This window comes from Candidatus Marivariicella sp. (genome assembly GCF_983056325.1).
The window spans coordinates 1-23,063 of sequence record NZ_CEZOWA010000024.1 but is presented as its reverse complement, the minus strand read 5'-3'; the positions used below and the strand labels follow the sequence as shown (position 1 = coordinate 23,063).

The following is a 23,063-nucleotide window of genomic DNA, read 5'->3' as shown; positions in this document are numbered from 1 at the left end:
ATTTACTGGTTGGACTGGAGATTATGTTGGGGTGGAAAATCCGATTGATATAGATGTTACTCAATCTAAAAGTTACAATGCTGTTTTTGAAGCACAACCATTAGTGAGTTCAACTTATTTAGGTACAAATTGTAAAGAAGTTTCTTACTCAAGTAAGCCTGATGCAGATTATGTCAATGGTGATTATTCTTATTACACATACGGATGGCAATCGGATGGGACAGACCAAAATTCCTGTGTTAATGCCTATAACGGGGTTACTACTTTTGGAGTAGATTTGGTCAATGCTGTTTTGTCTGACGCGAAAGAAAAACTGGGTCAAATTGTCCCAGTAAATGCTTGGATATTCCATACTCAAAATTCAGATGTAGAAACTATTTGCTCAGACTACTCACCCTTTACAGACGATTCAAGCTGTTTTGATCTTCAACAAATGGCTGCTGCAACGGTTACACAATATGTATTACATAATGGTGGAGAATTTAGACTTTCTGAAATTTTCTGGAGTGATGAAGAACAAAATGGTGCAGGTTATAGGGTTGCTTACCATGAATTTTTTCACATCCACCAAAATTCTCATAAGTTTTATTTCGAAGAAACTGAGAATTTTGGTATCAACATGACACAATTTAGAAATGTTGATGACAACGAGGGAGTAAATTTAGTTGGACCCGTATGGCTTGAAGAGGGGGGAGCTGAGTTTGCAGGCGTTTGGTACTCATCTTTAAAAGGATGGGTAAACTATAATGAAAATTGGATAAATTATTTGGATGAAGCCAGAAGTGTTATTTCTGACGCTGCATCGAGAGGGGATATAGTTTCTTTGAGGGATTACGAGACTAGATATTCGATTCAGAAAGTAGAATCTTCTGAAAATCCAACGGGCACATCAAGAGAATTCGCATATGCATATTCAGGAGGTGGACTAGCACATATATACTTAATTAGTAAGGGCTTTACTGATTTAAATAATTCAATGATTGAGTATTACAGGAACATAGCAGAATTAGAAAGGGAACATATTGGCGAGGGATATATTTATGCATTTGAGGAATATTTTGGAATGTCTTTAGATAGTTTTTATACTGAATTTGACGATTTTATGTTGAAACCTAGAGAAGAACAATTATCTATCCTAGGATTAGAATAAAGCATACTTTGAAAGGTTTAAATGAATATAACTTTAAACTAAGGTTCACGATATTTCCCAATCTAAGAATTTTAGGATATAAAATATTAGCAATTAGTGGGGTGCTAATTAAAGGTTTATATGAGGGGGGTATTTTATAGTACTTTTTTTAGTGTTCTTTTATTTTTTTTTTCGTTAAGTCTTAGACCAACATTGTGGATAATTTAGTTGTAGACTAAAGATATACTCACAACTTTGTTATAAGTCAATTTAGAAGTGTGTGCTAAGAACCTTGTTAACCCTTATTAAAATATGGGGTTTTTTGTTATTAGGTATTTTTTGGCATTAAAAAATTCAGTAATTTAATTAATAAATTTAAAATCAATTATAATGAGAACATTATTAATATTCATTTTACTTTTTAGCCTCACTTCACATTCTTGGAGTCAAGATCGACTTACAGGAGAAATTTTTACAACTCGATCAGAAGTTCTTGCTCAAAATGGAATGGCCGCAACTAGCCAGCCTTTAGCTACCCAGGTAGCTTTAGATATTCTTAAGAAAGGAGGTAGTGCAATGGATGCAGCCATTGCAGCAAATGCAGTTCTTGGATTAGTGGAGCCTGCAAGCTGTGGTATAGGAGGAGATATTTTTGCCATAGTTTGGAGTAATAAGGAAAAAAAACTGTATGGTTTTAATGGGAGCGGTAGGTCTCCAAAATCTTTAAATATTGATTACTTTATTGATAAACAGATGAAATATGTTCCGTTTTATGGACCCTTACCAGTTTCTGTTCCCGGTTGTGTTGACGGCTGGTTTGAAATGCACAATAAGTTTGGTGTCTTACCAATGGACGAGATTTTAAAACCTGCTATAGATTACAGTAGAAAAGGTTTTCCTGTTTCCGAGGTAATAGCTTACGAAATGGAATCTAATTATAAAAACCTGGTTGAAATTCCTGGTTTTGCAGAAACATACTTAATAAATGGAAAACCTCCAAAAAAAGGTGAAATATTTAAAAATATTGATTTAGCCAATACTTATGATAAAATTGCTAAAAATGGAAGAGATGCTTTTTATAAAGGAGAGATTGCCCGAACTATAGATGCGTTTATGACTAAACATAATGGTTTCCTTTCTTACGAAGATCTTGCAAGTCATAAATCTAATTGGATTCAGCCTGTATCTTCTAACTATCGTGGATTTGATATTTGGGAATTGCCTCCAAATGGACAAGGTACTGCCGCTTTACAAATGTTAAATATATTAGAAGGATATGATATAGCATCTATGGGGTTTGGAAGTGCAGATTATTTGCATGTTCTAACGGAATCTAAAAAGCTGGCTTATGAAGACCGTGCCAAGTTTTATGCGGATCCAAGTTTTAGTAAAATTCCTTTAAAAGAACTTCTTTCTAAAGAATATGCTGATAAAAGGCGAGCTCTAATTGATAGCGATAAAGCCGCAAAAATTTATAAAGCTGGAGATTTAGAAATTGAAAAAGGAAACACTACCTATTTAACTGTCGCTGATAAAGATGGAAATATGGTTTCACTTATTCAAAGTATATATTCTGAGTTCGCATCAGGAATGGTTCCTGATGGTTTAGGTTTTGTTCTACAAAATCGTGGTCAAATGTTTAATGTACAAGACCGTAATCACGCAAATGCGTTTGAACCAGGTAAGCGTCCTTTTCATACAATTATCCCGGCATTTATTACCAAAGACGGTAAACCATTTATAAGTTTTGGTCTTATGGGAGGTGCTGTGCAACCTCAAGGACATGCTCAAATAGTTGTTAATTTGATTGATTTTGGGATGAACCTTCAAGAAGCTGGCGACGCACCTAGGATGCGACATCGAGGAAGTTCTCAACCTACAGGATCAAAAATGACTAATGGGGGTACTTTAAATCTGGAAAACGGCTTTGATTATAAGTCTATTCGTGAACTAAGAAAAAAAGGACATAATATTTCATTTTCAGTAGGTATATATGGAGGATATCAAGCAATTGGAATTGATACTAAAAACAAGGTTTATACCGGTGCTTCAGAATCTAGAAAAGACGGTCAAGCTTCTGGATATTAGCGATTATAATTTCTAGAACCTCCAGATCTACTTGATTTTTTTGAACGACTGTGGCTTGATTTATTACGATTACCCCCTTTTTGTTTAATGGGATCGGGTTTAATGCTTGGATCAGGTTCATAACCTAATTTTATATCTGAAGGAATTGACATTCCAACTAATCTTTCGATATCTTTCAAATAAGTTTTTTCATCTACACAGACCAAAGAAATAGCTTCTCCTTTAGCTCCAGCCCTACCAGTTCTTCCAATTCGATGCACATAGTCTTCAGGGACATTAGGTAGTTCGAAATTAACAACATGAGGAAGTAAAGGAATATCAAGCCCTCTTGCTGCAATATCTGTTGCAACTAGAACTTTTACTGAGCACTCTTTAAACCCTGCTAGAGCTTTAGTTCTTGCCCCTTGACTCTTATTTCCATGAATTGCAGCTGCAGATATATTAGCCTGTGTCAACTTTTTTGTTAATTTATTTGCACCATGCTTTGTTCTTGTAAAAACCAAGACTTGTGACCAGTTACCTTCTTTTATTAAATCGATTATTAGATTTGTTTTTCGGGCCTTATCAACTTTATAAACTTTTTGAAGTATGGCGTCAACAGTAGTATTTCCTGGAGTTGCTTCAACCATTACAGGTTGATTTAAAATTCCTTTTGCGAGAGCTTTAATTTCTTTTGAAAAAGTTGCTGAAAATAGTAAATTTTGTCTTTGTCTAGGAAGTAAACTCATTATTTTGTTGATATCGCGTTGGAATCCCATATCTAGCATTCTATCTGCCTCATCAAGTACCAAGATTTGAACATCTGATAATGAAAGATACTTTTGATTATGTAAGTCTAATAACCGACCAGGAGTTGCAATCAAGACTTCTACTCCCTTTCGTAGAATAGATACTTGAGGCTTTTGATTAACACCTCCAAAAATTACGGTAGAACGAATATCAATGTAAGTACTATATTCTTTAACATTTTCAAATATTTGTGCGGCTAATTCTCGAGTTGGGGTAAGTATTAGTGCAAGTATTTTTCTGTTTTTTCTATTATTTTGTTTTAAAAGTAACTGAAGTAAAGGCAAAGTAAAACCAGCTGTTTTTCCAGTCCCAGTCTGAGCAGATGCCAAAACATCATTACCTTTTAATATAAGTGGAATGGATTTTTCTTGAATTACAGATGGGTTAGTATACCCTTTTTTTTGTATCGCTTTTAAAAGCGATGGCTCTAGGCCAAGATCGTTAAATTTCATATTGAAGAGCCTTTTTTGTGCTCTGGTTTATAGTTTGAAATAATGCTCAATTGATATTTAACAAAATAAAAACAAGATGATTTTAATAAAAATAGATGCAAAAAGTCAAACAATTGATTTTGTTCAAAGATATATCTTTATATCCCTATATGTTTAATTATGTCAAATAATACTTATTTATGTTTATTTAAAATATAGGGTTGAAAAAATTATTTAAAAACATATCTATTTTTTTTTATCTTTAACGCTCATAACTAAACAAGAACAAAATTATATTAAAAATGAAAAAATCATTCATTGCATTCTTTGCCGCGAGTATTCTTATGTTAAGTAACAATTTAACAGCTAATACAATCTCTTTAGATGATATAAATAGCGTAACTGCCTTTCAAGATATTGATGAAGCAGAAGCCGTTGCGGCTCCATCTTTTACACAAGAGTTGAAAAATCGTTTTATCGAAGGAGGACCGGGTTTTATGGGAATTGTTTTAATTTGTCTAATCCTTGGATTAGCAATAGCAATAGAACGTATCATATATTTAAACTTAGCAACTACTAATACGAAAAAACTAACAGCTGGAGTAGAGGAAGCTTTATCATCAGGAGGAGTTGATGGCGCAAAAGAATTGTGTAGAAATACAAAAGGACCTGTAGCATCAATTTTTTACCAAGGATTAGATCGTATTGATGAGGGTGTTGAAAGTGCAGAAAAAGCTGTTGTTGCCTATGGAGGAGTTCAAATGGGTCAACTAGAAAAAAATGTTTCATGGATATCTTTATTTATAGCATTAGCTCCCATGCTTGGATTTATGGGAACTGTAATAGGAATGATTCAAGCTTTCGATAAAATTGAAGCTGCAGGAGATATGCAACCATCACTTGTTGCTGGAGGTATTAAAGTAGCCCTTTTAACAACAGTGTTTGGTTTAGTAGTAGCAATTATTCTTCAGGTTTTTTATAATTATATTATCGCTAAAATTGATAGTATAGTGAATGATATGGAAGATGCTTCAATTACTTTAATTGACATTCTAGTAGCTAACAAAAAATAAACTAACTAACATTTCGAAAAATGAATTTTCAAAATATCATTAAAATAGTAAGTGGCTTATTAGGTGTTTTAGGAGTTATTTTCCTCCTAAGAATAATGAGTCTTGGAGATGACCAAGTCAAAATGGATGCTAGTATGGGTGATTATTCATCTGTAAGCCCCCTAATAACTCTTGCTCTAGCTATATTATCAATCGCTATAATTGTAACTGTTGTATTTTCAGTAATTACTTTAGCTTCTGATCCAAAAAAATTAAAAAAAGCATTAATAGCATCTGGTTTATTTTTACTTGTTATTGCCATCGCTTACGGCATTTCCGAAGGAGTTGAAACTCCAATGAAGGACGGTGAGGTTTTATCTGCTAATGGTTCAAGACTTGTTGGAACTGGAATCGTTTCGTTTTACATGCTTACAATTATTGCCTTTGGATCTATGATGTTTTCAGCAATAAAAAAAATAATTAAAAAGTAAATTATTATGGCAAAAAGATCAGCACCTGAGGTTAACGCAGGCTCAATGGCCGATATCGCTTTCTTACTTTTAATTTTCTTTCTTGTGACAACTACAATTGAAACAGATAGTGGGCTAAACAGAAAACTCCCTCCAATGGAGGAAGTAATTGATCCTCCGATAATCAAACAAAAGAATATCTTTACGGTTGTTGTAAACAAGAATAATCAGCTATTGGTTGAGGAAGAGTTAACAGATATTTCTAATGTTAGATCATTAGCAATGGATTTTCTTGATAATGGTGGAGGAACAGGTGAAGATGCCTGTGATTATTGCTTAGGTAAAAAAGATCCTTCATCCTCTGACAATCCCGAGAAAGCTATTATTTCATTAAAAAATGACCGTGAAACCTCATATAAGGTATATATTGCTGTCCAAAATGAACTTGTTGCAGCTTACAATGAGTTGAGAAATAGAGAATATTTAAGGTTAAACCCGATGAGTGGGATGAATTTTGTTCAAGCAAACAGTCGATATTCAGATCCCAGAACGTCTTCTGGAGAGAAAGAAAGACTTAAACCTCAATTAAGTACTGTTAAGCTAATGTATCCTCAAAAATTATCCGAGGCCGAACCAAATAAAAATTAATATGTCTAAGTTTAAAAAGAAAAAAGGGGGTGAATTACCAGCAATTTCAACTGCATCATTACCGGATATTGTATTTATGTTGCTATTCTTTTTTATGGTGGCTACCGTAATGAGAGATAGCACTTTAATGGTTAATAATTCTCTTCCAGCTGCTGATCAAGTCCAAAAACTAGATAAAAAAGATAGAGTAATGTATATTTATGCTGGAAAGCCATCTTCAAGATACGAGGATAAATATGGATCTGGAGCCCGTATACAGTTAAATGATAAATTTGCTGTAGTTGAAGATGTTGGAGCTTTTGTTTTAGCCGAACGCGCTTCTAAAAGACAAGAATTACAAAATGTACTAACAACGGCGTTGAAAGTAGATGGTGAAACTAAAATGGGTTTAGTTAGTGATATCAAACAAGAATTGAGAAAGGTTAATGCGCTTAAACTAAACTACACAACCCGAATAGGTGAGTATACTCAAAATGTAGATTAAACACAGATCTGTTTCATCACTAAGCCACCCATAAAGTATTTTACTGAGTCTCAATTATGAGTTTTAAATATCTTTTTCTAAGTATATGTAGCATATACTTTTCTTATGGACAGATAAATTATTCTGTTCCAGATTCATTGATCGATTTAAAATATCGAGAGGATCAATTCTACATGGGGGCTAATTATGTAGTGATTAAAGGAGAAAATCAACTGGTTCAACAAAATGATTTTTCTAGTCAAGTTCATTTTGGTATTCTTAGAGACATTCCACTAAACAAAAAAGGGAATTTTTCGTTTGCATTTGGTGTGGGTCCATCCTATACTCAGTTTCAGTCTAATATTGACTTCAAAACGGGTTTATTAACAGCTAATAAATTTAATACTGCAAAATATATATCCTTGAATTTACCATTTGAAATAAGGATAAGGTCATCAACTTCAACTTCATTTAAATTTTGGAGATTATATTTAGGTAGCCAACTTCAGTATAATTTTCTTTCAAAGGATCTAGACGCATTAAAAAAGATAACAACATTTTCAACAATAAACATAGGCTATAACACATGGAATTTTTCTCTTGGATATGATTTAGGTGGAAGACTAATAAATCTTGAAGGTAATAAGGACTCTCAATTTAAGCTACTTACAGTTGGATTAATTTTTTATATATTTTAATTAAATTTCTTTTCTTAATCTTGCCACTGGTAATCCAAGTTGCTCTCTATATTTTGCAACAGTCCTTCTAGCAACTATGTAGCCTTTGTTTTTTAAATTTTTAGAAATAGCGATATCAGCTAGAGGGGTTTTCTTGTCTTCTTTGGAAATTAGCTCTTCTAAAATATTTTTCACTTCTATACTTGAAATATCATCTCCCTCGTCATTTTTCATACCCTCTGAAAAGAAACTTTTAACTAATTTAATTCCATAAGGAGTGTCTATATATTTACTATTTGCAACCCTTGAAACAGTTGAGATATCCATATTAATTTTATTAGCAATATTTTTTAAAATCATAGGCTTCAAACATTTCTCATCACCAGTTAAAAAATATTCATTTTGATGTTCGATTATAGCATTTATTGTAATATATAGAGTTTTATATCTCTGATTAATAGCTTCAATAAACCATTTTGCAGTATCTAATTTTTGTTTTATAAAATGAACAGCATCACTATTAGCCTTATTTTTTGATGAGGACTCTTTGTATCCTTTTAGCATTTCCTTATAATTTATTGAGACGTGAAGCTCCGGAGCATTTCTTCTGTTTAATTCAACATTCACTTTTCCGTCGTCAATTGTTAGAATAAAGTCAGGTATTATATGAGTATTACTAGTCTCGTTTGATAAAGTCCCTCCTGGTTTTGGATTCAACTTAGAAACTAATTCGATTACCTGTTTTAAAACTTCTTCTGTTATATTATATTTTGAAATTAGCTTTTGATAATGTTTTCTCGAAAACTCATCAAAAGATTCAATCATGATTTTTTCTGCTAAATCTAAAATTTTAGTTTTTTTCGTCTTTCTTTTTATTTGAAGAATCAAACACTCTTTTAAATCTCTGGCTCCTACTCCAGGTGGATCTAGTGTTTGAACTTTTTTTAATATACTATTCACTTGACTTACTGATACAAACAAGTTTTGTGAAAAAGCTAAATCGTCAACTAAATCATCTAAATCTCTTCTTATATATCCACTCTCGTCAATACTACCGATTATAAAATCTAAAATAGGGATCTCATTTTTATCTAAAATTAGATTTTGTGCCTGACTTTTTAAGTTTTGATGAAAAGAGATGCCGCCTGAAACTGGAATTATTTTTCCGTCATCCTCATCTGAATTGAAATTATTAACCTCTGTTCTGTAAGAGGGTATTTCATCATCATTTATGTATTCATCAATATTTATATCTTCATCGTCGTTTATAGTAGACTCATTATTAAATTCATCAAACTCATCAAGATTAGATTCTTTTCCAGTTTCGAGTGCCGGGTTTTCTCCAATTTCATTTTGAATTTTTTGTTCTAGCTCAAGTGTTGAAAGTTGGATCATCTTCATTAACTGAATCTGTTGAGGAGATAGTTTCTGAGATAGCTTTATGTTAAGTTGTTGCTTGAGCATTTAACCTTAAATTAAGTTAAAGTTATAAAAATAAGGATATAAGAAAAATTTAAAAGGATGCGTTTTGAGGAGTTCTAGGAAAAGGTATCACATCTCTGATATTTCCCATACCAGTAGTAAATTGAACTAACCTTTCAAAACCTAAACCAAATCCACTGTGAGGAACACTACCATACCTTCTCAGATCCAAATACCACCACAATTCATCCTTATCTACCTTCATAGCCTCCATTCTTTTTTCCAAAACATCCAATCTTTCTTCTCGTTGAGATCCACCCACAATTTCTCCAATTCCCGGGAATAAAACGTCCATTGCTCTTACAGTTTTTTCATCGTCATTCATTCTCATATAAAATGCTTTAATTTTTGCAGGGTAATCATATATTATTACCGGGCATTTGAAATGTTTTTCAACTAAAAATCTTTCATGTTCACTTTGTAAATCAATTCCCCAGTCACTAACTTTATATTTAAATTTATTTTTCTTATTGGGTTTGCAGTTTTTTAAAATGTCTATAGATTCGGTATATGTTATTCTTTTGAAACTATTATTAATTACAAAATTTATTTTTTCTATTAAGCCCATTTCACTTCTTTCATTCCCGGGTTTATTTTTTTGTTCATCACTATAACGATTATCTAAAAATTCTATGTCTTTTTCGCATTTTGACAAAACCTTATTTAAAATAGATTTAATAAATTCCTCTGCTAAATTCATATTGTCTTTCAAATCATAAAAAGCCATCTCAGGTTCTATCATCCAAAATTCTGCCAAATGTCTTGTGGTGTTTGAATTTTCTGCTCTAAATGTTGGTCCGAATGTATAAACATTCCCAAGTCCCATCGCGTAACTCTCTGCCTCAAGTTGACCAGAAACAGTCAAATGAGTTTCTTTACCAAAGAAATCTTTTTTATAATCAATATTATTTTTGGAATTATCAGATGGAATTGTTGTAATCTTAAACATCTCACCTGCACCCTCTGCATCGCTTCCAGTTATAATTGGTGTATTTATGTAGTAAAACTTCTTTTCTTGAAAAAACTCATGCACAGCAAACGAAAGAGTAGATCGAATTCTCATTATAGCATTAAAAGTTGTTGTGCGGATTCGTAGATGTGCTTTTTCACGAAGAAATTCTAAACTGTGTTTTTTGGGTTGAATTGGGTACGACTCTGAATCTGATTCTCCTATTATTGATATTTCACTTGCAATTATTTCAAGGTTTTGTCCAGTTCCTTGACTTTCAACTAGATCTCCAACAACTCTTATAGCTGCCCCTGTGTTTATTTTTTTTAATAAAGAACTGTCTGTATTTTTAAAATCAATAACACATTGAAGATTAGTGATACACGAGCCATCATTAATTGCGATAAATCTATTTCCTCTAAATGTTTTAACCCAACCACAAATTTCAATATTTGATTTTGTTTTATTCTCATTGAGAAAGTCATCTATTCTTTTCATTATTTTTTATAATTATAACTTTCACAAATATACTACTTTGGTTAGGGATATATCAAAGTCTGTTGTTATGGATTTTATTCTAAAATTTTAATTTTAGGTTCTTTGATAATCTTCTTATTACTAATTCTATTTTCCATTGATATTAAAAGGGAAGGAAGAAGAATTAAGTTTGCTAACATTGCAAAAAGTAATGTAACAGAAACCAATCCTCCCAGGGCTACGGTGCCTCCGAAATTAGAAGTCATAAAAACCGCAAACCCAAAAAATAGTACTATCGAGGTATAAAACATACTAATCCCAGTTTCTCTAAGACTAGAATATATTGCTGGTTTGATTTTCCATTTATTTGCACTTAATTCTTGTCTGTATTTAGCAAGAAAATGAATAGTGTCATCAACTGAAATTCCAAAAGCAATACTAAAAACAAGGATCGTTGAAGGTTTAAGAGGTATGCCTGAAAACCCCATTACTCCTGCGGTAATAATTAAGGGGAGTAGGTTTGGTATCAAAGAAATAATAATCATTTTAGATGACCTAAACATGTAAGCCATGAATAATGCTATCAAGAAAATCGCAAGTGAAAGAGACAAGAATAGATTCTTAACTAGATACTTTGTTCCTTTTAAAAAAAGCAAAGATTTACCCGTCATTAATATATTGAATCTTTCGGCTGGAAATATTTTCATTAAACTTACTTTCAAATCTCTTTCAATTACTTCAATCCGATCTGTTTTAATATCTTTCATAAATGTCGTAATCCTTCCAAATTGTCCAGTACTATCTATATAGTTAGATATTAAATTTGTATCACTTCCTGAATTTTTAATATATTTAGATATGAACCTATTTTCCTGAGTTGTGGGTAGTTTATAGTAATTAGGGTTTCCGTTATAATATGCTTGTTTAGCAAATTTAAGCCCATTTATAACTGAAATTGGAGGAGATAGCTCAGAGTATTCTTCAATATGATTTTGAAATTTTTCTATCCGCCTAAGATTCGCAAGACTATATATTCCGTTTTTTCTTTTTGTATCAATTATAATCTCAATAGGAACAACACCTGAAAACTCGTCATCAAAAAATTTAAGATCCTTAAAGAAATCTGATTTTTTTGGCATATCCTCGATTAAGCTTCCTGAAATTTCAATTTGATAAATTCCAATGATTCCAAAGATTAACCCTGATAATGATATTACATATACCCTAACTCTATTATTCCTCACATTATTCTCCATCCATCCGATAAAGTTGTCAATTGTTTTGTTTTTAAGATGTTTTAAATGTTTAGAATTTGGAATTGGAAGAAAACTGTAAATTATGGGTATTATAAATAATGAAAGAAGAAATATTCCAAAAATGTTAATTGATGCTACAATTCCAAATTCTTTGAGTATTTTACTGTCAGTAAGAATAAATGTTGCAAAACCACAAGCTGTGGTTAGGTTGGTCATTAGAGTAGCATTTCCAATCTTAACAATGACTCTTTGAAGAGATTTTATTTGGTTACCATGATTGGCGACTTCTTGTTGATATTTATTTATTAAAAAAATGCAATTTGGTATGCCAATTACAATTATTAAAGGGGGGATTAGTGCAGTTATAACCGTAATCTCGTAGCCCAAAATACCCAATACTCCGAATGACCACATAACTCCTATCAAAACGACTGAAAGTGATATTAAGGTTGCTCTAATTGATCTAAAAAATAAAAAGAAAATTAATGAAGTTAAAAACATAGCGGAAAGAACAAAAATGCTAATTTCATCGACAATATTTTGAGCGTTTAAAGTTCTTATATAGGGCATTCCTGAAATCCTTAAATTTATTTCATTATCTTTTTCAAAGGACTCTATGAGGGGAAGAAAAACATCATTAATAAAAACTTTTCGTTGTTTAGTATTAACTAAAGCAGGATCCATATATATTATGGATCTCAATGTTTTATTTGTTTTACTGTAAATCAGATTATTATAAAAAGGAAGTTCTAAAAATAATTTCTCTTTAAACTTAGATATTTCAACTTCACTAAGTTTATAGGTTTTTAAAACTGGATAAACTTCAAACTTTTCGTCTTTAGTGTTTTTTATTAAATTTTTAAGATTTGATGTTCCAACTGTAAAATCTATTTCCTCTAATTCCGATAAGGTTTGAGTTAATTTATTCCAAGCTTCAAATTTTTTTGAGCTAAAAATTGTAGAGTCTTTTGTTGCTAATAATAGAACATTTCCTTCATCCCCAAATTGTTTAACAAATCCATCGTACTTGACGTTATCAATATGTTTGTCTGGTAACAAATTTGCTTCAGAAAAAGTAAAACGTATATGTTGCCACTGATTAATCCAAAAAAAAGTAATAAAGATTATCCCTATTAAAATTGAAATTCTATTTCTGAGTATCAGGCGAGCAACAGCCTCCCAAAAATTTAAACTTTTTTTATTTTTCATATTTTGAACATAGTTCAGAAAAATTTAAACTGTTAAAATTTCTTTCTCTTTGTTTGTAAATAGGTTATCCGTTTTTTGAATATATGAATCTGTTAGTTTTTGAATTTCTGATTCTAAATTTTTCTTCATGTCATCTGAAATATCAGAATTTTTTATAGCATCGTTTGCTTCTTTTCTGGAATTACGAATACTCACCTTCGCATTTTCCGTTTCATTTTTTGCTATTTTAACTAATTGAACCCTTCGCTCTTCGGTCATTGGTGGGATATTTATTATAATTGAATCCCCGTTATTCATTGGGGTAAAACCAATATTGGCTACTAATATAGCTTTTTCAATATCTCCCATTAGTCCCTTTTCCCAAGGTTGAATAGTTAGGGTTCGAGAATCAGGTGTGCTAATATTAGCAACCTGACTTAAGTGGGTTTTAGAGCCGTAGTAGTCAACCATAATATTTGAAAGCATAATTGGATTTGCTTTTCCTGCTCTAATATTGAGTAATTCTTTTTCGAGATGTTTGATTGCGTCCACCATACTCTCTTTAGCTGATTCAAGTATAAAATCTATTTCTTCCATAATTTTTAGATGTAAACTTTTGTTCCCACGACTTCTCCGTTAATAATTTTCTTTAAGTTGCCCTTTGTGTTCATATCAAAAACTATTATAGGTAAATTATTTTCTTGACTAAGTGTAAAAGCAGTTGTATCCATTATTTTCAAACCTCGTTTTAGAACTTCGTCAAATGAAAGGGAATCAAATTTAACAGCATTTTTATTTTTTTCAGGATCTTCATCATAAATCCCATCAACTCTTGTACCCTTTAAAATTACATCTGCATTTATTTCTATTGCCCTTAAAACTGCTGCAGAGTCTGTCGTGAAAAATGGATTACCTGTTCCGCATCCAAAAATAACAACTCTACCTTTTTCCAAGTGTCGAGTTGCTTTTCTTTTAATATAAGGCTCTGCTATCGCTTCAATTTTTATTGCTGTTTGAAGCCGAGTAGGAACATCATTATCTTCTAATGCTGATTGGAGAGCAAGGCCATTAATAACAGTTGCTAGCATACCCATATAGTCTGCCTGAACTCTATCCATACCTTTACTTGCTCCAGAAACTCCTCTGAAAATATTGCCCCCGCCAATTACAATAGCTATCTCTGTCCCTTCTTTTTGAATTTCTTTTATTTGTTTTGCATAATTATCAAGTCTTACAGGGTCTATTCCGCTTTTGTGATCTCCCATCAATGCTTCACCACTTAATTTGAGTAAAATTCTCTTATGTGTCATATTATAAATATAGATAAATATTTTTTTGTATTTGAGTATTATATTTATTGGGCCTTTAAGCTTAAATCAATATGAGGAGATGAGTGAGTTAATGCACCAATTGAAATATAATCTACTCCAGTCTTTGCAACATCAACGATGTTAAACTCATTTATATTACCTGAAGCTTCTGTCTTAAATCTACTATTAATAATCTTAACAGCACTTTTAAGTTCAGAAATATTCATATTATCTAATAGTATTCTGTCAACCCATCGAAAACCTAAAACCTTATTTATTTCATTAACATTTCTGACTTCGATAAATACTAATTTTTTTTTTGGATTCATCTTTTTTATATAGGCCTCAGTTTTGTTTAAAACGTCTTCAATATTTCTTGAATAATCAATGTGATTGTCTTTTATCATTATAGCATCAAAAAGGCCCATTCGATGATTATTTCCTCCTCCAATTTTAACAGCCCATTTTTCAGGATATCTAAAATTAGGAGTAGTTTTTCTTGTGTCTAATAAAATTGAATCGTAAGACTTGATTTTATTATTTAAATTATTTGTAATAGTTGCTATCCCACTCATTCTTTGTAAAGTGTTTAGAACTAGTCTTTCCGTAGCTAAAATTGATCTTGCATTACCGTCAACGATGAATGGAGTAGAATTTTGATCTACGCATGTTCCATCATTAATAAGTTTAGTAAATTTAATATTTGGATCATAAAATTTAAAAATTTTTTCTGCTAATTCAACTCCAGCAATAACACATGGTGTTTTTACATAAAGTTTTGCTGACATTTCAGCCTCTTTTGGAATACAAGCATTTCCAGTTATATCTCCGCCTTGGATATCCTCAATTAAAGCATTTTTAATAAATAAATTTAATGGATCTTTATTCTCTTTATAAAAATTTGACATTTAAAAAAATTAACTAATTGCTAACATTCTATTAATAGAAATTTTCGACCTATTTATTAAATCACTGTTTAAATTTATCTGGGGAGACTCATTTATTAGACAGTTGTATACTTTTTCAAGAGTATTTAATTTCATAAAAGCACACTCACTACATGCACATGTTTCATCTTTAACAGGTGCGGGTATAAATATTTTTTCTGGACATGATTTTTGCATCTGATGAATAATTCCAGATTCGGTTGCTACTATGAAAGAATTACTTTCATCCATTTCAACATATTTTAAAAGAGCAGATGTGCTGCCAATGAAATTAGCGATTTCAAGAATTGGTGAAGTACTTTCAGGATGAGCAATAAATTTAGCTGAAGGATATTCTTTCGCAAGTGATATAATTCTTTCAAGTGAAAATGCTTCATGAACCATGCACGCTCCGTCCCATAAAACCATGTCTCTTCCAGTTTTTTTAATTAAGTATCGTCCAAGATTTCTATCTGGAGCAAAAATTATATTTCTATTTTTTGGAATACTATTAATTACTTTTATTGCATTACTTGATGTACAAACAATATCACTTAGAGCTTTTATCTCTGCAGAACAATTAATATATGTTACAATTACCGAATTTGGAAATTTGTCTGTGAATTTTTTAAAATCTTTAGGAGGGCAAGAGTCAGCTAGGGAACATCCAGCTTTTAAATCTGGAAGTAAAACTGTTTTTGAAGGATTAATTATTTTAGCTGTTTCTGCCATAAAGTGTACTCCTGCTAATATTATTATATCAGCAGTTATTTTAGCGGCACACTGAGCAAGATATAGACTGTCTCCTAGGTAATCTGCAATCTCTTGAATTTCGGGTGATTGGTAATAGTGTGCTAATAGCACAGCGTTTTTTTTCTTTTTTAATTGTAATATTTCGGAAACTAAACGAGAGTTATCTTGGGTTATCTTTGGATTATATTTTTTTAAATGACTCGATTTTTTTATTGAACCAATGTTTAATGATTTCATCTGAAATATTTGAGTAAAATTATTAAAATAATTTTTCAAAATCAGTTATTTTCGAAGCATTTTCAATTTTATAATTTCCAATTGAAATTCTCTCTAATTTGGAGAGATGAGCTCCACTCTTAAGCGCTAATCCAAAATCATTTGCTAAGCTACGAATATAGGTGCCTTTTCCACATTCTATTTTGAAATTTACATCTGGTAAATTAATTGTATTTATGGTAAATTCTTTTATTTCAACTTTACGAGATTCTATTTCAATTACCTCTTTTTTTCTCGCGTACTCATATAATCGTTTTCCTTCTTTTTTTAAAGCCGAATATATTGGAGGTTTTTGATCAATTTCACCAATAAAATCTCTTGTTTTATCGATAATTAAGTTATCGTTCAAATGTTTATAGTTAAAATTTTTGTTCGGTTTTGTTTCTAAATCAAAAGAAGGAGTAGATGATCCAAGGGTAAAAACACCGGTATACACTTTTTTCATTTCTTGAAATTTGTGTATTTGTTTAGTTGCTTTACCTATTGCGATAATTAATAGTCCAGTTGCTAATGGATCTAATGTGCCAGCATGTCCAACTTTTAATTTTTTAATTTTAAAAAATCTACACAAAATGTATCTAATTTTATTAACCACTTGAAAAGATGTCCATCCAATAGGTTTATTTATTAAAATTAACCGACCCTCATTAATATCACTAAGTGAATTGGTTTTTTTAAATCGCTCCATAGCTCGCTAAAAACAATCCAAATATTAAACAGTAATAGCCAAAATATTTTAATTGACTTTTTTCAACGATTTTGATCATTAGTTTGCAAGCCAATATTCCAGTTAAAAAAGCAGATATGAACCCAATTAGCAAAATAGGAGAAAAGTTTAATGATTCATCTTTGGGATAAAATAAAATACTCTTAAACATGCTGCCAAAAATTAGAGGTATCACCATTAAAAAAGAAAATTTTGTAGCCTCACTCTTTTTTACTCCTAACATCGAAGCTGAGGCAATAGTAGCTCCACTTCTTGAAATTCCAGGAAGAATTGCAATAGCTTGGATCAATCCAATTATAAAAGCATTTTTCAAACTAATATTTTTTGATTTAGGATTTACCTTATCAGTCTTAAACAATAAAATTGAGGTTAAAATTAACATAACACCCACCAAAATTATATTTGAATTAAATAACAGACCTATAAATTCCTCAAGAAAGAGACCAACTAAAACAGCAGGAATCATTGAAATGATAATGGTTAAAAAAAATCTATTCCTTTTAAAATCTTTATTTAAAAAAATACTAAGAATTTCCTTTCTAAAAACCCATATTGTACTTAGAGCTGTTGCAAAGTGTAAAACTAGTGTTAGTAGTAGTCCTTGATTTTTAATAAATTTTAAATTAAAAAAATATTTAAAAACCTCAATATGGCCACTGGATGAGACAGGAAGAAATTCAGTTAATCCTTGAACTAATCCTAAAATAAAGATTTTAAATTCCTCCATTTTTATTGGGGTTTTTTAGTATTGAATAAACAGCTATTCCAAAACCAAGTAAAACTAATGAAGGAGCGATTCTAATACGTCTAAAATTAAAAATCTCTTTATTAAAAATATTGGGATCATTGCTATCTCCCCCAGACATTAAAATAAAACCAAGCGATATTGTGAAAATTGATAAAAACAACCATTTATAATTTATATTTTTTAATAAAAAATCTTTTTTTGAGTTATTAGTATATTTCATCTGATTTTAAGTCTAGAAAGCGTTTGGTAACAAAAATAGTGCTTGTTAAATTAATAATTGATCCAAAAATAAAAACAAAAATTAAAATAATAATTATAGGTAATTTTTCTTGGAGTAAATTTAATTCCGGAAAATTTTCTTGAATCTTTTGAAAAATTAAGTATAATAAGAAAATTGAAAATATAGATGACACTAAACATATTTTTAAATATTTGATAATGAATGGTTTTTGAATGAACCATTTTGTGGCTCCAACCAGTTGCATTGTCTTAATTGTAAAACGTTTTGAGTAAATTGAGAGTCGAATCGAACTATTGATTAATAATATTGCAATAATGATAAAGGTTAAACTGGATATTAAAATCCAAAACTTAATTCTTTTAATATTTTTATCTAGTAATTCTAGTAGGGGTTTGTCATAATTAACTTCTGAAATAAATTGACGTCTCGATAAATCTTCACTTAAATTTTTTATAATTAGTGGCTTTACGTAATTAGCATTAAAATATATATCCAGTGAGCTCTCAAGTGGATTGAAGCCTAAAAACTCCATGTATTCTTCACCTATTTCATCTACATAAATTTTTGCTGCTTCCTCTTTTGAAGTAAATATTACAGATTTTGTTGCCTCTTTAAATTGTATATACTTTTGAATTTGTTTAATCTCAACAGGTTTTGAGCTGTCCTTGAAATAAACTGTAACCGCAATTTGTTCTTTAAAGTGGTTAGCAACTTTATTAGAGTTGAATAATAGTAGTCCCAATAACCCAGTTAGAAAAACAACTATAATATTTATTATTACAACTGAAATGTATGTATTCAGTAATTTTCTTTTTTGATATTGTTCTTCGAAATTCTTTTTCAATATTATTTTAAAGTTATAAAATTAATAAACCCAAACGATTTCTTTGCTTAGGTACGTAAATTCTTTTTCCTTTCAACCTTTAAATGTATTTTTGCTTTGTAAAAAGGATACTCGTGAACTACGATTTTAAAAAAATTGAATCCAAATGGAGAAAATTTTGGAAAAACAATCAGACATTTAAGACAAGTAACAATAGTAAACTTCCAAAATTTTATATTTTAGATATGTTTCCATACCCATCTGGTGCCGGGCTTCACGTAGGGCACCCACTTGGCTATATTGCTACTGACATATTTGCTCGTTACAAAAGACATAAAAAATTTAATGTTTTGCATCCACAAGGGTATGATTCTTTTGGATTACCAGCTGAACAATATGCGATACAAACTGGTCAGCACCCCCAAATCACAACAGAGACAAACATTAATAGATATAGAGATCAATTGGATAAAATGGGTTTTTCTTTTGACTGGTCAAGAGAAATCAGGACCTCTAAATCAACATATTATAGATGGACGCAATGGATATTTATAAAGCTATTTGAAAGTTATTATGATCTCAATAAAGATAAGGCTCTGCCAATTTCATTTTTGATTAATGAATTAAATAAAAATGGTACAAAAAATGTTAACGCAACTTCGAGTCATAAGAGTCTCGAAATGTCAGCCTCAGAATGGAGACTTTTAAACACTGAAAACAAAGAAAAGATTTTATTAGGCTACAGGTTAGCTTATTTATCAGAAACAGAAGTTAATTGGTGTCCTGGTTTGGGAACTGTATTAGCTAATGATGAAATTATTAATGGGGTTTCAGAAAGAGGAGGGTTTGTGATAGAAAAGAAAAAAATGATGCAGTGGAGTATGAGAATTGGTGCATACTCAGAGAGATTAATTCAGGGATTAGACAAGGTTGATTGGCCCGAACCTTTAAAGGAAATGCAACGTAATTGGATTGGAAGATCTAAAGGAGCATCTGTAAAATTTAGAATAGAAAATACTGATGATGAAATAGAAGTGTTTACAACCAGACCAGACACACTATTTGGTGTTACTTTTTTGACTCTTGCACCTGAACATAAATTAGTACTGAAAATATCTTCAAAAAAGCAATACAAATATGTAGAACAATATATAAAGTTTTCTTCCAAAAGATCTGAAAGAGATCGTATGTCAGATGTTAAAACCATTACTGGAGTTTTTTCAGGATCATTCGCTATTCACCCATTTAATAGTGAGAAAATTCCAATATGGATTGGTGACTATGTTATAGCTGGTTACGGAACAGGAGCAGTTATGGCTGTTCCTTGTGGAGATCAACGTGATTTTGATTTTGCAAATCATTTTTCTCTACCAATTAAAAATATTTTTCTTGATGTTGATATTTCAAAAAAAGCATTTACAGAAAAGAATAAATTTAGATTAACAAATTCTGACTTTTTAGATGGATTAGACTATGAATCTTCAATGGTGAAAGTTATTAAACATATAGAAAAAATAAAATGTGGGAAGGGAAAGATTAATTATAAGCTAAGGGATGCAGTATTTAGCAGGCAAAGGTACTGGGGAGAGCCTATACCAATTTATTATAAGAATGGTATTCCTATTTCAATAGGGGAAGACAGTTTACCCTTGAAATTACCTAAAGTTGAGAATTATCTTCCTACTTCGGACGGATCTTCTCCTTTGGGAAATGCGAAAAACTGGGCCTGGAATGTTGAGGAAAAAAAAGTAGTATCAAACAAGCTCATAAATAACACCAGTATTTTCCCCCTAGAATTAAATACAATGCCAGGATGGGCAGGGAGTTCTTGGTATTTTTATCGTTATATGGATCCTGATAATGATGAAAATTTTGTAGGAAAAGAGGCTGTTAGTTATTGGCGGGAAGTCGATTTATATCTTGGTGGAAGTGAACATGCTACAGGCCATCTTTTATACTCTAGATTTTGGCAGAAATTTTTATTTGATATTGATTTACTTCCAGTTGACGAGTATGCAAAAAAAATAATAAATCAAGGAATGATTCTAGGTTCTTCAGCTTTTATTCATAGAAAATCTGGTACAGATAATTATTTTTCTAAAAATATTTCTAAAAATATAAATTCTGAATCAATTAGAGTCGATATTTCTTTTGTAGACAACAACGATGAGTTAGATTACTTAAGAATTAAAAAAACTCAACCCATTTTTAAAAACGCGAATTTTAATCTAGAAAACGGAAAGTTTATTGTTAGAAGAGAAGTCGAAAAAATGTCTAAATCAAAATTTAACGTTGTAAATCCAGATGAAATATGTGAATCTTATGGGGCTGACACCCTAAGAATGTATGAAATGTTTTTGGGTCCATTAGAACAATCTAAGCCATGGAATACTTCGGGTATTGTCGGCGTTCATTCTTTTTTAAAGAAACTTTGGAAACTCTATCATCCTTTAAATATTTTTAGCGTTAGCGATAATGAGCCCTCTGTGAAATCATTAAAATCTTTTAACAAAACAATCAAGAAAATAACAGAAGACATCAATAGTTTTTCATTTAACACCTGCATAAGTTCATTTATGATATGTGTAAATGAACTTTCAAAAGAAAAATGTAATGAAAGAAAAATCCTTGAGCCTTTGACTATTTTGTTATCCCCTTTTGCCCCTCACATAGCTGAAGAGTTGTGGTCCTTATTTGGAAACACAAATTCATTAATTAATGAAGCTTTTCCAGAATATAATGAATCCTACTTAAAAGAAACCACTAAGACTTATCCAATTTCTTTTAATGGCAAAATGCGATTTACTATCGAGTTGGAGCTAAGTTTAAATAAAAAAGAAATTGAAATCAGCATATTAAAAGATGAGAGGACAATCAATCAACTTAATGGGTACACTCCTAAAAAAATAATCATTGTGCCTGGAAAAATAGTTAATATTGTTTACTGATAAGTAATGATATAATTTAATTTTTTTAGACCACTAAAAAATTAATTATACTCCAATTTGTCTGAAAATTTGCTGTTCTAGAGAAATGAAGGTCTCAGTTCGAGAAATACCTGGTATTTTTTGGATACTATTAGTTAATAGATGCATTAAGTGTTGATTATCCTTACATAATATTTTGACAAAAACACTCCAATTTCCAGTTGTGTAATGACATTCTAAGATTTCAGGTATCATTTTTAATTTTTTTACAGCGGTAAGGTTATTCATTGCTTTATCTAAATAGATCCCAACAAAAGCCATTGTTTTATATCCTAGGACTTTTGAGTTTATTTTGATATGTGAACCAGAAATTATGCCTGATTTTTCTAATTTTTTAATTCTTTGGTGAACTGCTGCTCCAGATATAAGGGCTTTTAATGCAATTTTTTTTATAGGTATTCTAGAGTTTAAAATAAGTTCATTTAAAATTATTTTATCTATGCCATCAATACTTAATACACTTGTATCTATTTTCATAAATAATTTTTTGTTTACTTAATAAAATATAGAATATTTTATTTATTATATTTAATATATTTTTCAATAGCCATTGTCATAGAGGGTGATTCTTTGCTGGGAGCTGAAATATCAATTCTTAGATTAGCCTTTAGAGCTGCATCAGTAGTTGTCTGACCATAAACAGCAATTTTAGTTTCATTTTGTTCAAAATCAGGATAATTTTTAAATAAAGATTCTATTCCAGAGGGGCTAAAAAAAACTAAGACATCATAGTAAACATTTCTTAAATCAGATAAGTCACTGACAACCGTTTTGAATAATTCTGCCCTTTTCCATTTTAAATTTAATTTATTTAAAGTTTCGGGTATTGACGGTTTTAGACTGTCTGAAGTTGGGAGTAAATATTTTTCAGAACCAAATTTCAATAAAACACTTGATAAGTCTTCAATGGTTTTATCTCCGATATATATTTTACGTTTTCTGTAAACTACATATTTTTGAAGATAAAAAGCTACTGCTTCAGATAGACAAAAGTATTTTGTGCTATCAGGAACTTTAAATCTCATTTCCTCTGTAAGTCTAAAGTAATGATCTACTGCATTTTTGCTTGTAAGGATTATATTATCAAAATCTGCAAAATCTATTTTTTGAGTTCTAACTGTTTTTGCATCCACTCCTTCAACATGTATAAATGGTCTGAAATCTATTTTTAAT

22 protein-coding genes are annotated in these 23,063 nt (G+C 30.7%); 8 read left to right on the top strand and 14 right to left on the bottom strand.

Features of this window, described 5'->3' with window-relative positions; translation table 11 throughout:
* Nucleotides 1-1,150 (top strand): hypothetical protein (locus AC3ATN_RS07835; protein WP_487532720.1); only part of this gene is annotated, 1,150 nt, incomplete at its 5' end.
* A 369-nt stretch (nt 1,151-1,519) separates the two neighbouring features.
* Nucleotides 1,520-3,217 (top strand): gamma-glutamyltransferase, encoded by a 1,698-nt coding sequence (gene ggt, locus AC3ATN_RS07830; protein ID WP_487532719.1) that lies wholly within the window; start codon nt 1,520-1,522, stop codon nt 3,215-3,217.
* Here the strand turns inward: ggt and AC3ATN_RS07825 are convergent.
* Nucleotides 3,214-4,458, bottom strand: coding sequence for a DEAD/DEAH box helicase (locus tag AC3ATN_RS07825; RefSeq protein ID WP_487532718.1), 1,245 nt, complete (start codon nt 4,456-4,458; stop codon nt 3,214-3,216). The genes ggt and AC3ATN_RS07825 overlap by 4 nt on opposite strands.
* Before the next feature lie 281 nt (nt 4,459-4,739).
* Here AC3ATN_RS07825 and AC3ATN_RS07820 point away from each other — a divergent pair, with 281 nt between their 5' ends.
* Genes AC3ATN_RS07820 through AC3ATN_RS07800 form a run of 5 tightly spaced genes read left to right on the top strand, consistent with a single transcriptional unit; the run spans nt 4,740 to nt 7,768 of the window.
* On the top strand, nt 4,740-5,510 hold the full coding sequence (locus tag AC3ATN_RS07820) for a MotA/TolQ/ExbB proton channel family protein (protein WP_487532717.1): 771 nt from the start codon (nt 4,740-4,742) through the stop codon (nt 5,508-5,510).
* Between the two features lie 20 nt (nt 5,511-5,530).
* Nucleotides 5,531-5,980, top strand: a complete 450-nt coding sequence (locus AC3ATN_RS07815) for a hypothetical protein (protein ID WP_487532716.1) — start codon at nt 5,531-5,533, stop codon at nt 5,978-5,980.
* Between the two features lie 6 nt (nt 5,981-5,986).
* Complete coding sequence (locus tag AC3ATN_RS07810) at nt 5,987-6,607, top strand: ExbD/TolR family protein (protein WP_487532715.1); 621 nt, start codon at nt 5,987-5,989, stop codon at nt 6,605-6,607.
* A 1-nt stretch (nt 6,608) separates the two neighbouring features.
* A complete protein-coding gene (locus tag AC3ATN_RS07805; protein WP_487532714.1) occupies nt 6,609-7,091 on the top strand; it encodes an ExbD/TolR family protein in 483 nt (160 codons plus the stop codon).
* 56 nt (nt 7,092-7,147) lie between these two features.
* Complete coding sequence (locus tag AC3ATN_RS07800) at nt 7,148-7,768, top strand: outer membrane beta-barrel protein (protein WP_487532713.1); 621 nt, start codon at nt 7,148-7,150, stop codon at nt 7,766-7,768.
* On the opposite strand, the gene rpoN is transcribed toward AC3ATN_RS07800, so the two are convergent.
* The 11 genes from rpoN to AC3ATN_RS07745 form a co-directional block, all read right to left on the bottom strand.
* Entirely contained in the window at nt 7,769-9,211 is a 1,443-nt protein-coding gene (gene rpoN, locus AC3ATN_RS07795) for an RNA polymerase factor sigma-54 (protein ID WP_487532712.1), read from the bottom strand.
* A gap of 49 nt (nt 9,212-9,260) precedes the next feature.
* Nucleotides 9,261-10,676 (bottom strand): asparagine--tRNA ligase, encoded by a 1,416-nt coding sequence (gene asnS / locus AC3ATN_RS07790; RefSeq protein ID WP_487532711.1) that lies wholly within the window; start codon nt 10,674-10,676, stop codon nt 9,261-9,263.
* A 74-nt stretch (nt 10,677-10,750) separates the two neighbouring features.
* Nucleotides 10,751-13,120 carry an efflux RND transporter permease subunit gene (locus tag AC3ATN_RS07785; RefSeq protein WP_487532710.1) on the bottom strand — a complete coding sequence of 790 codons (2,370 nt, stop codon included), beginning with the start codon at nt 13,118-13,120 and terminating at the stop codon, nt 10,751-10,753.
* A 24-nt stretch (nt 13,121-13,144) separates the two neighbouring features.
* Nucleotides 13,145-13,699 carry a ribosome recycling factor gene (frr, locus tag AC3ATN_RS07780; protein ID WP_487532721.1) on the bottom strand — a complete coding sequence of 185 codons (555 nt, stop codon included), beginning with the start codon at nt 13,697-13,699 and terminating at the stop codon, nt 13,145-13,147.
* 2 nt (nt 13,700-13,701) lie between these two features.
* Nucleotides 13,702-14,409 carry a UMP kinase gene (gene pyrH / locus AC3ATN_RS07775; protein ID WP_487532709.1) on the bottom strand — a complete coding sequence of 236 codons (708 nt, stop codon included), beginning with the start codon at nt 14,407-14,409 and terminating at the stop codon, nt 13,702-13,704.
* Nucleotides 14,410-14,453: 44 nt separating this feature from the next.
* The gene (gene nadC / locus AC3ATN_RS07770; RefSeq protein ID WP_487532708.1) at nt 14,454-15,317 is read right to left on the bottom strand and encodes a carboxylating nicotinate-nucleotide diphosphorylase; all 864 of its coding nucleotides are present in this window, start codon (nt 15,315-15,317) and stop codon (nt 14,454-14,456) included.
* A gap of 9 nt (nt 15,318-15,326) precedes the next feature.
* Nucleotides 15,327-16,325: a quinolinate synthase NadA gene (gene nadA, locus AC3ATN_RS07765; protein ID WP_487532707.1), complete on the bottom strand. Its 999-nt coding sequence runs from the start codon at nt 16,323-16,325 to the stop codon at nt 15,327-15,329.
* Nucleotides 16,326-16,347: 22 nt separating this feature from the next.
* Nucleotides 16,348-17,052, bottom strand: coding sequence for a tRNA pseudouridine(55) synthase TruB (truB, locus tag AC3ATN_RS07760; RefSeq protein WP_487532706.1), 705 nt, complete (start codon nt 17,050-17,052; stop codon nt 16,348-16,350).
* Nucleotides 17,039-17,818: an undecaprenyl-diphosphate phosphatase gene (locus AC3ATN_RS07755; RefSeq protein ID WP_487532705.1), complete on the bottom strand. Its 780-nt coding sequence runs from the start codon at nt 17,816-17,818 to the stop codon at nt 17,039-17,041. Before AC3ATN_RS07755 ends, truB begins: the two co-directional genes overlap by 14 nt.
* The gene (locus AC3ATN_RS07750; protein WP_487532704.1) at nt 17,805-18,059 is read right to left on the bottom strand and encodes a DUF3098 domain-containing protein; all 255 of its coding nucleotides are present in this window, start codon (nt 18,057-18,059) and stop codon (nt 17,805-17,807) included. Before AC3ATN_RS07750 ends, AC3ATN_RS07755 begins: the two co-directional genes overlap by 14 nt.
* Nucleotides 18,046-18,924 carry a cell division protein FtsX gene (locus AC3ATN_RS07745; RefSeq protein WP_487532703.1) on the bottom strand — a complete coding sequence of 293 codons (879 nt, stop codon included), beginning with the start codon at nt 18,922-18,924 and terminating at the stop codon, nt 18,046-18,048. The genes AC3ATN_RS07750 and AC3ATN_RS07745 overlap by 14 nt, the downstream gene beginning before the upstream one ends.
* 113 nt (nt 18,925-19,037) lie before the next feature.
* Here AC3ATN_RS07745 and leuS point away from each other — a divergent pair, with 113 nt between their 5' ends.
* Nucleotides 19,038-21,851 carry a leucine--tRNA ligase gene (gene leuS, locus AC3ATN_RS07740; protein ID WP_487532702.1) on the top strand — a complete coding sequence of 938 codons (2,814 nt, stop codon included), beginning with the start codon at nt 19,038-19,040 and terminating at the stop codon, nt 21,849-21,851.
* Between the two features lie 45 nt (nt 21,852-21,896).
* Here the strand turns inward: leuS and AC3ATN_RS07735 are convergent, their stop codons facing one another.
* On the bottom strand, nt 21,897-22,367 hold the full coding sequence (locus AC3ATN_RS07735; RefSeq protein ID WP_487532701.1) for an Lrp/AsnC family transcriptional regulator: 471 nt from the start codon (nt 22,365-22,367) through the stop codon (nt 21,897-21,899).
* 38 nt (nt 22,368-22,405) lie between these two features.
* Nucleotides 22,406-23,063, bottom strand: a 658-nt coding sequence (locus AC3ATN_RS07730; RefSeq protein ID WP_487532700.1) for a uroporphyrinogen-III synthase, incomplete at its 5' end; no start/stop codon positions are given.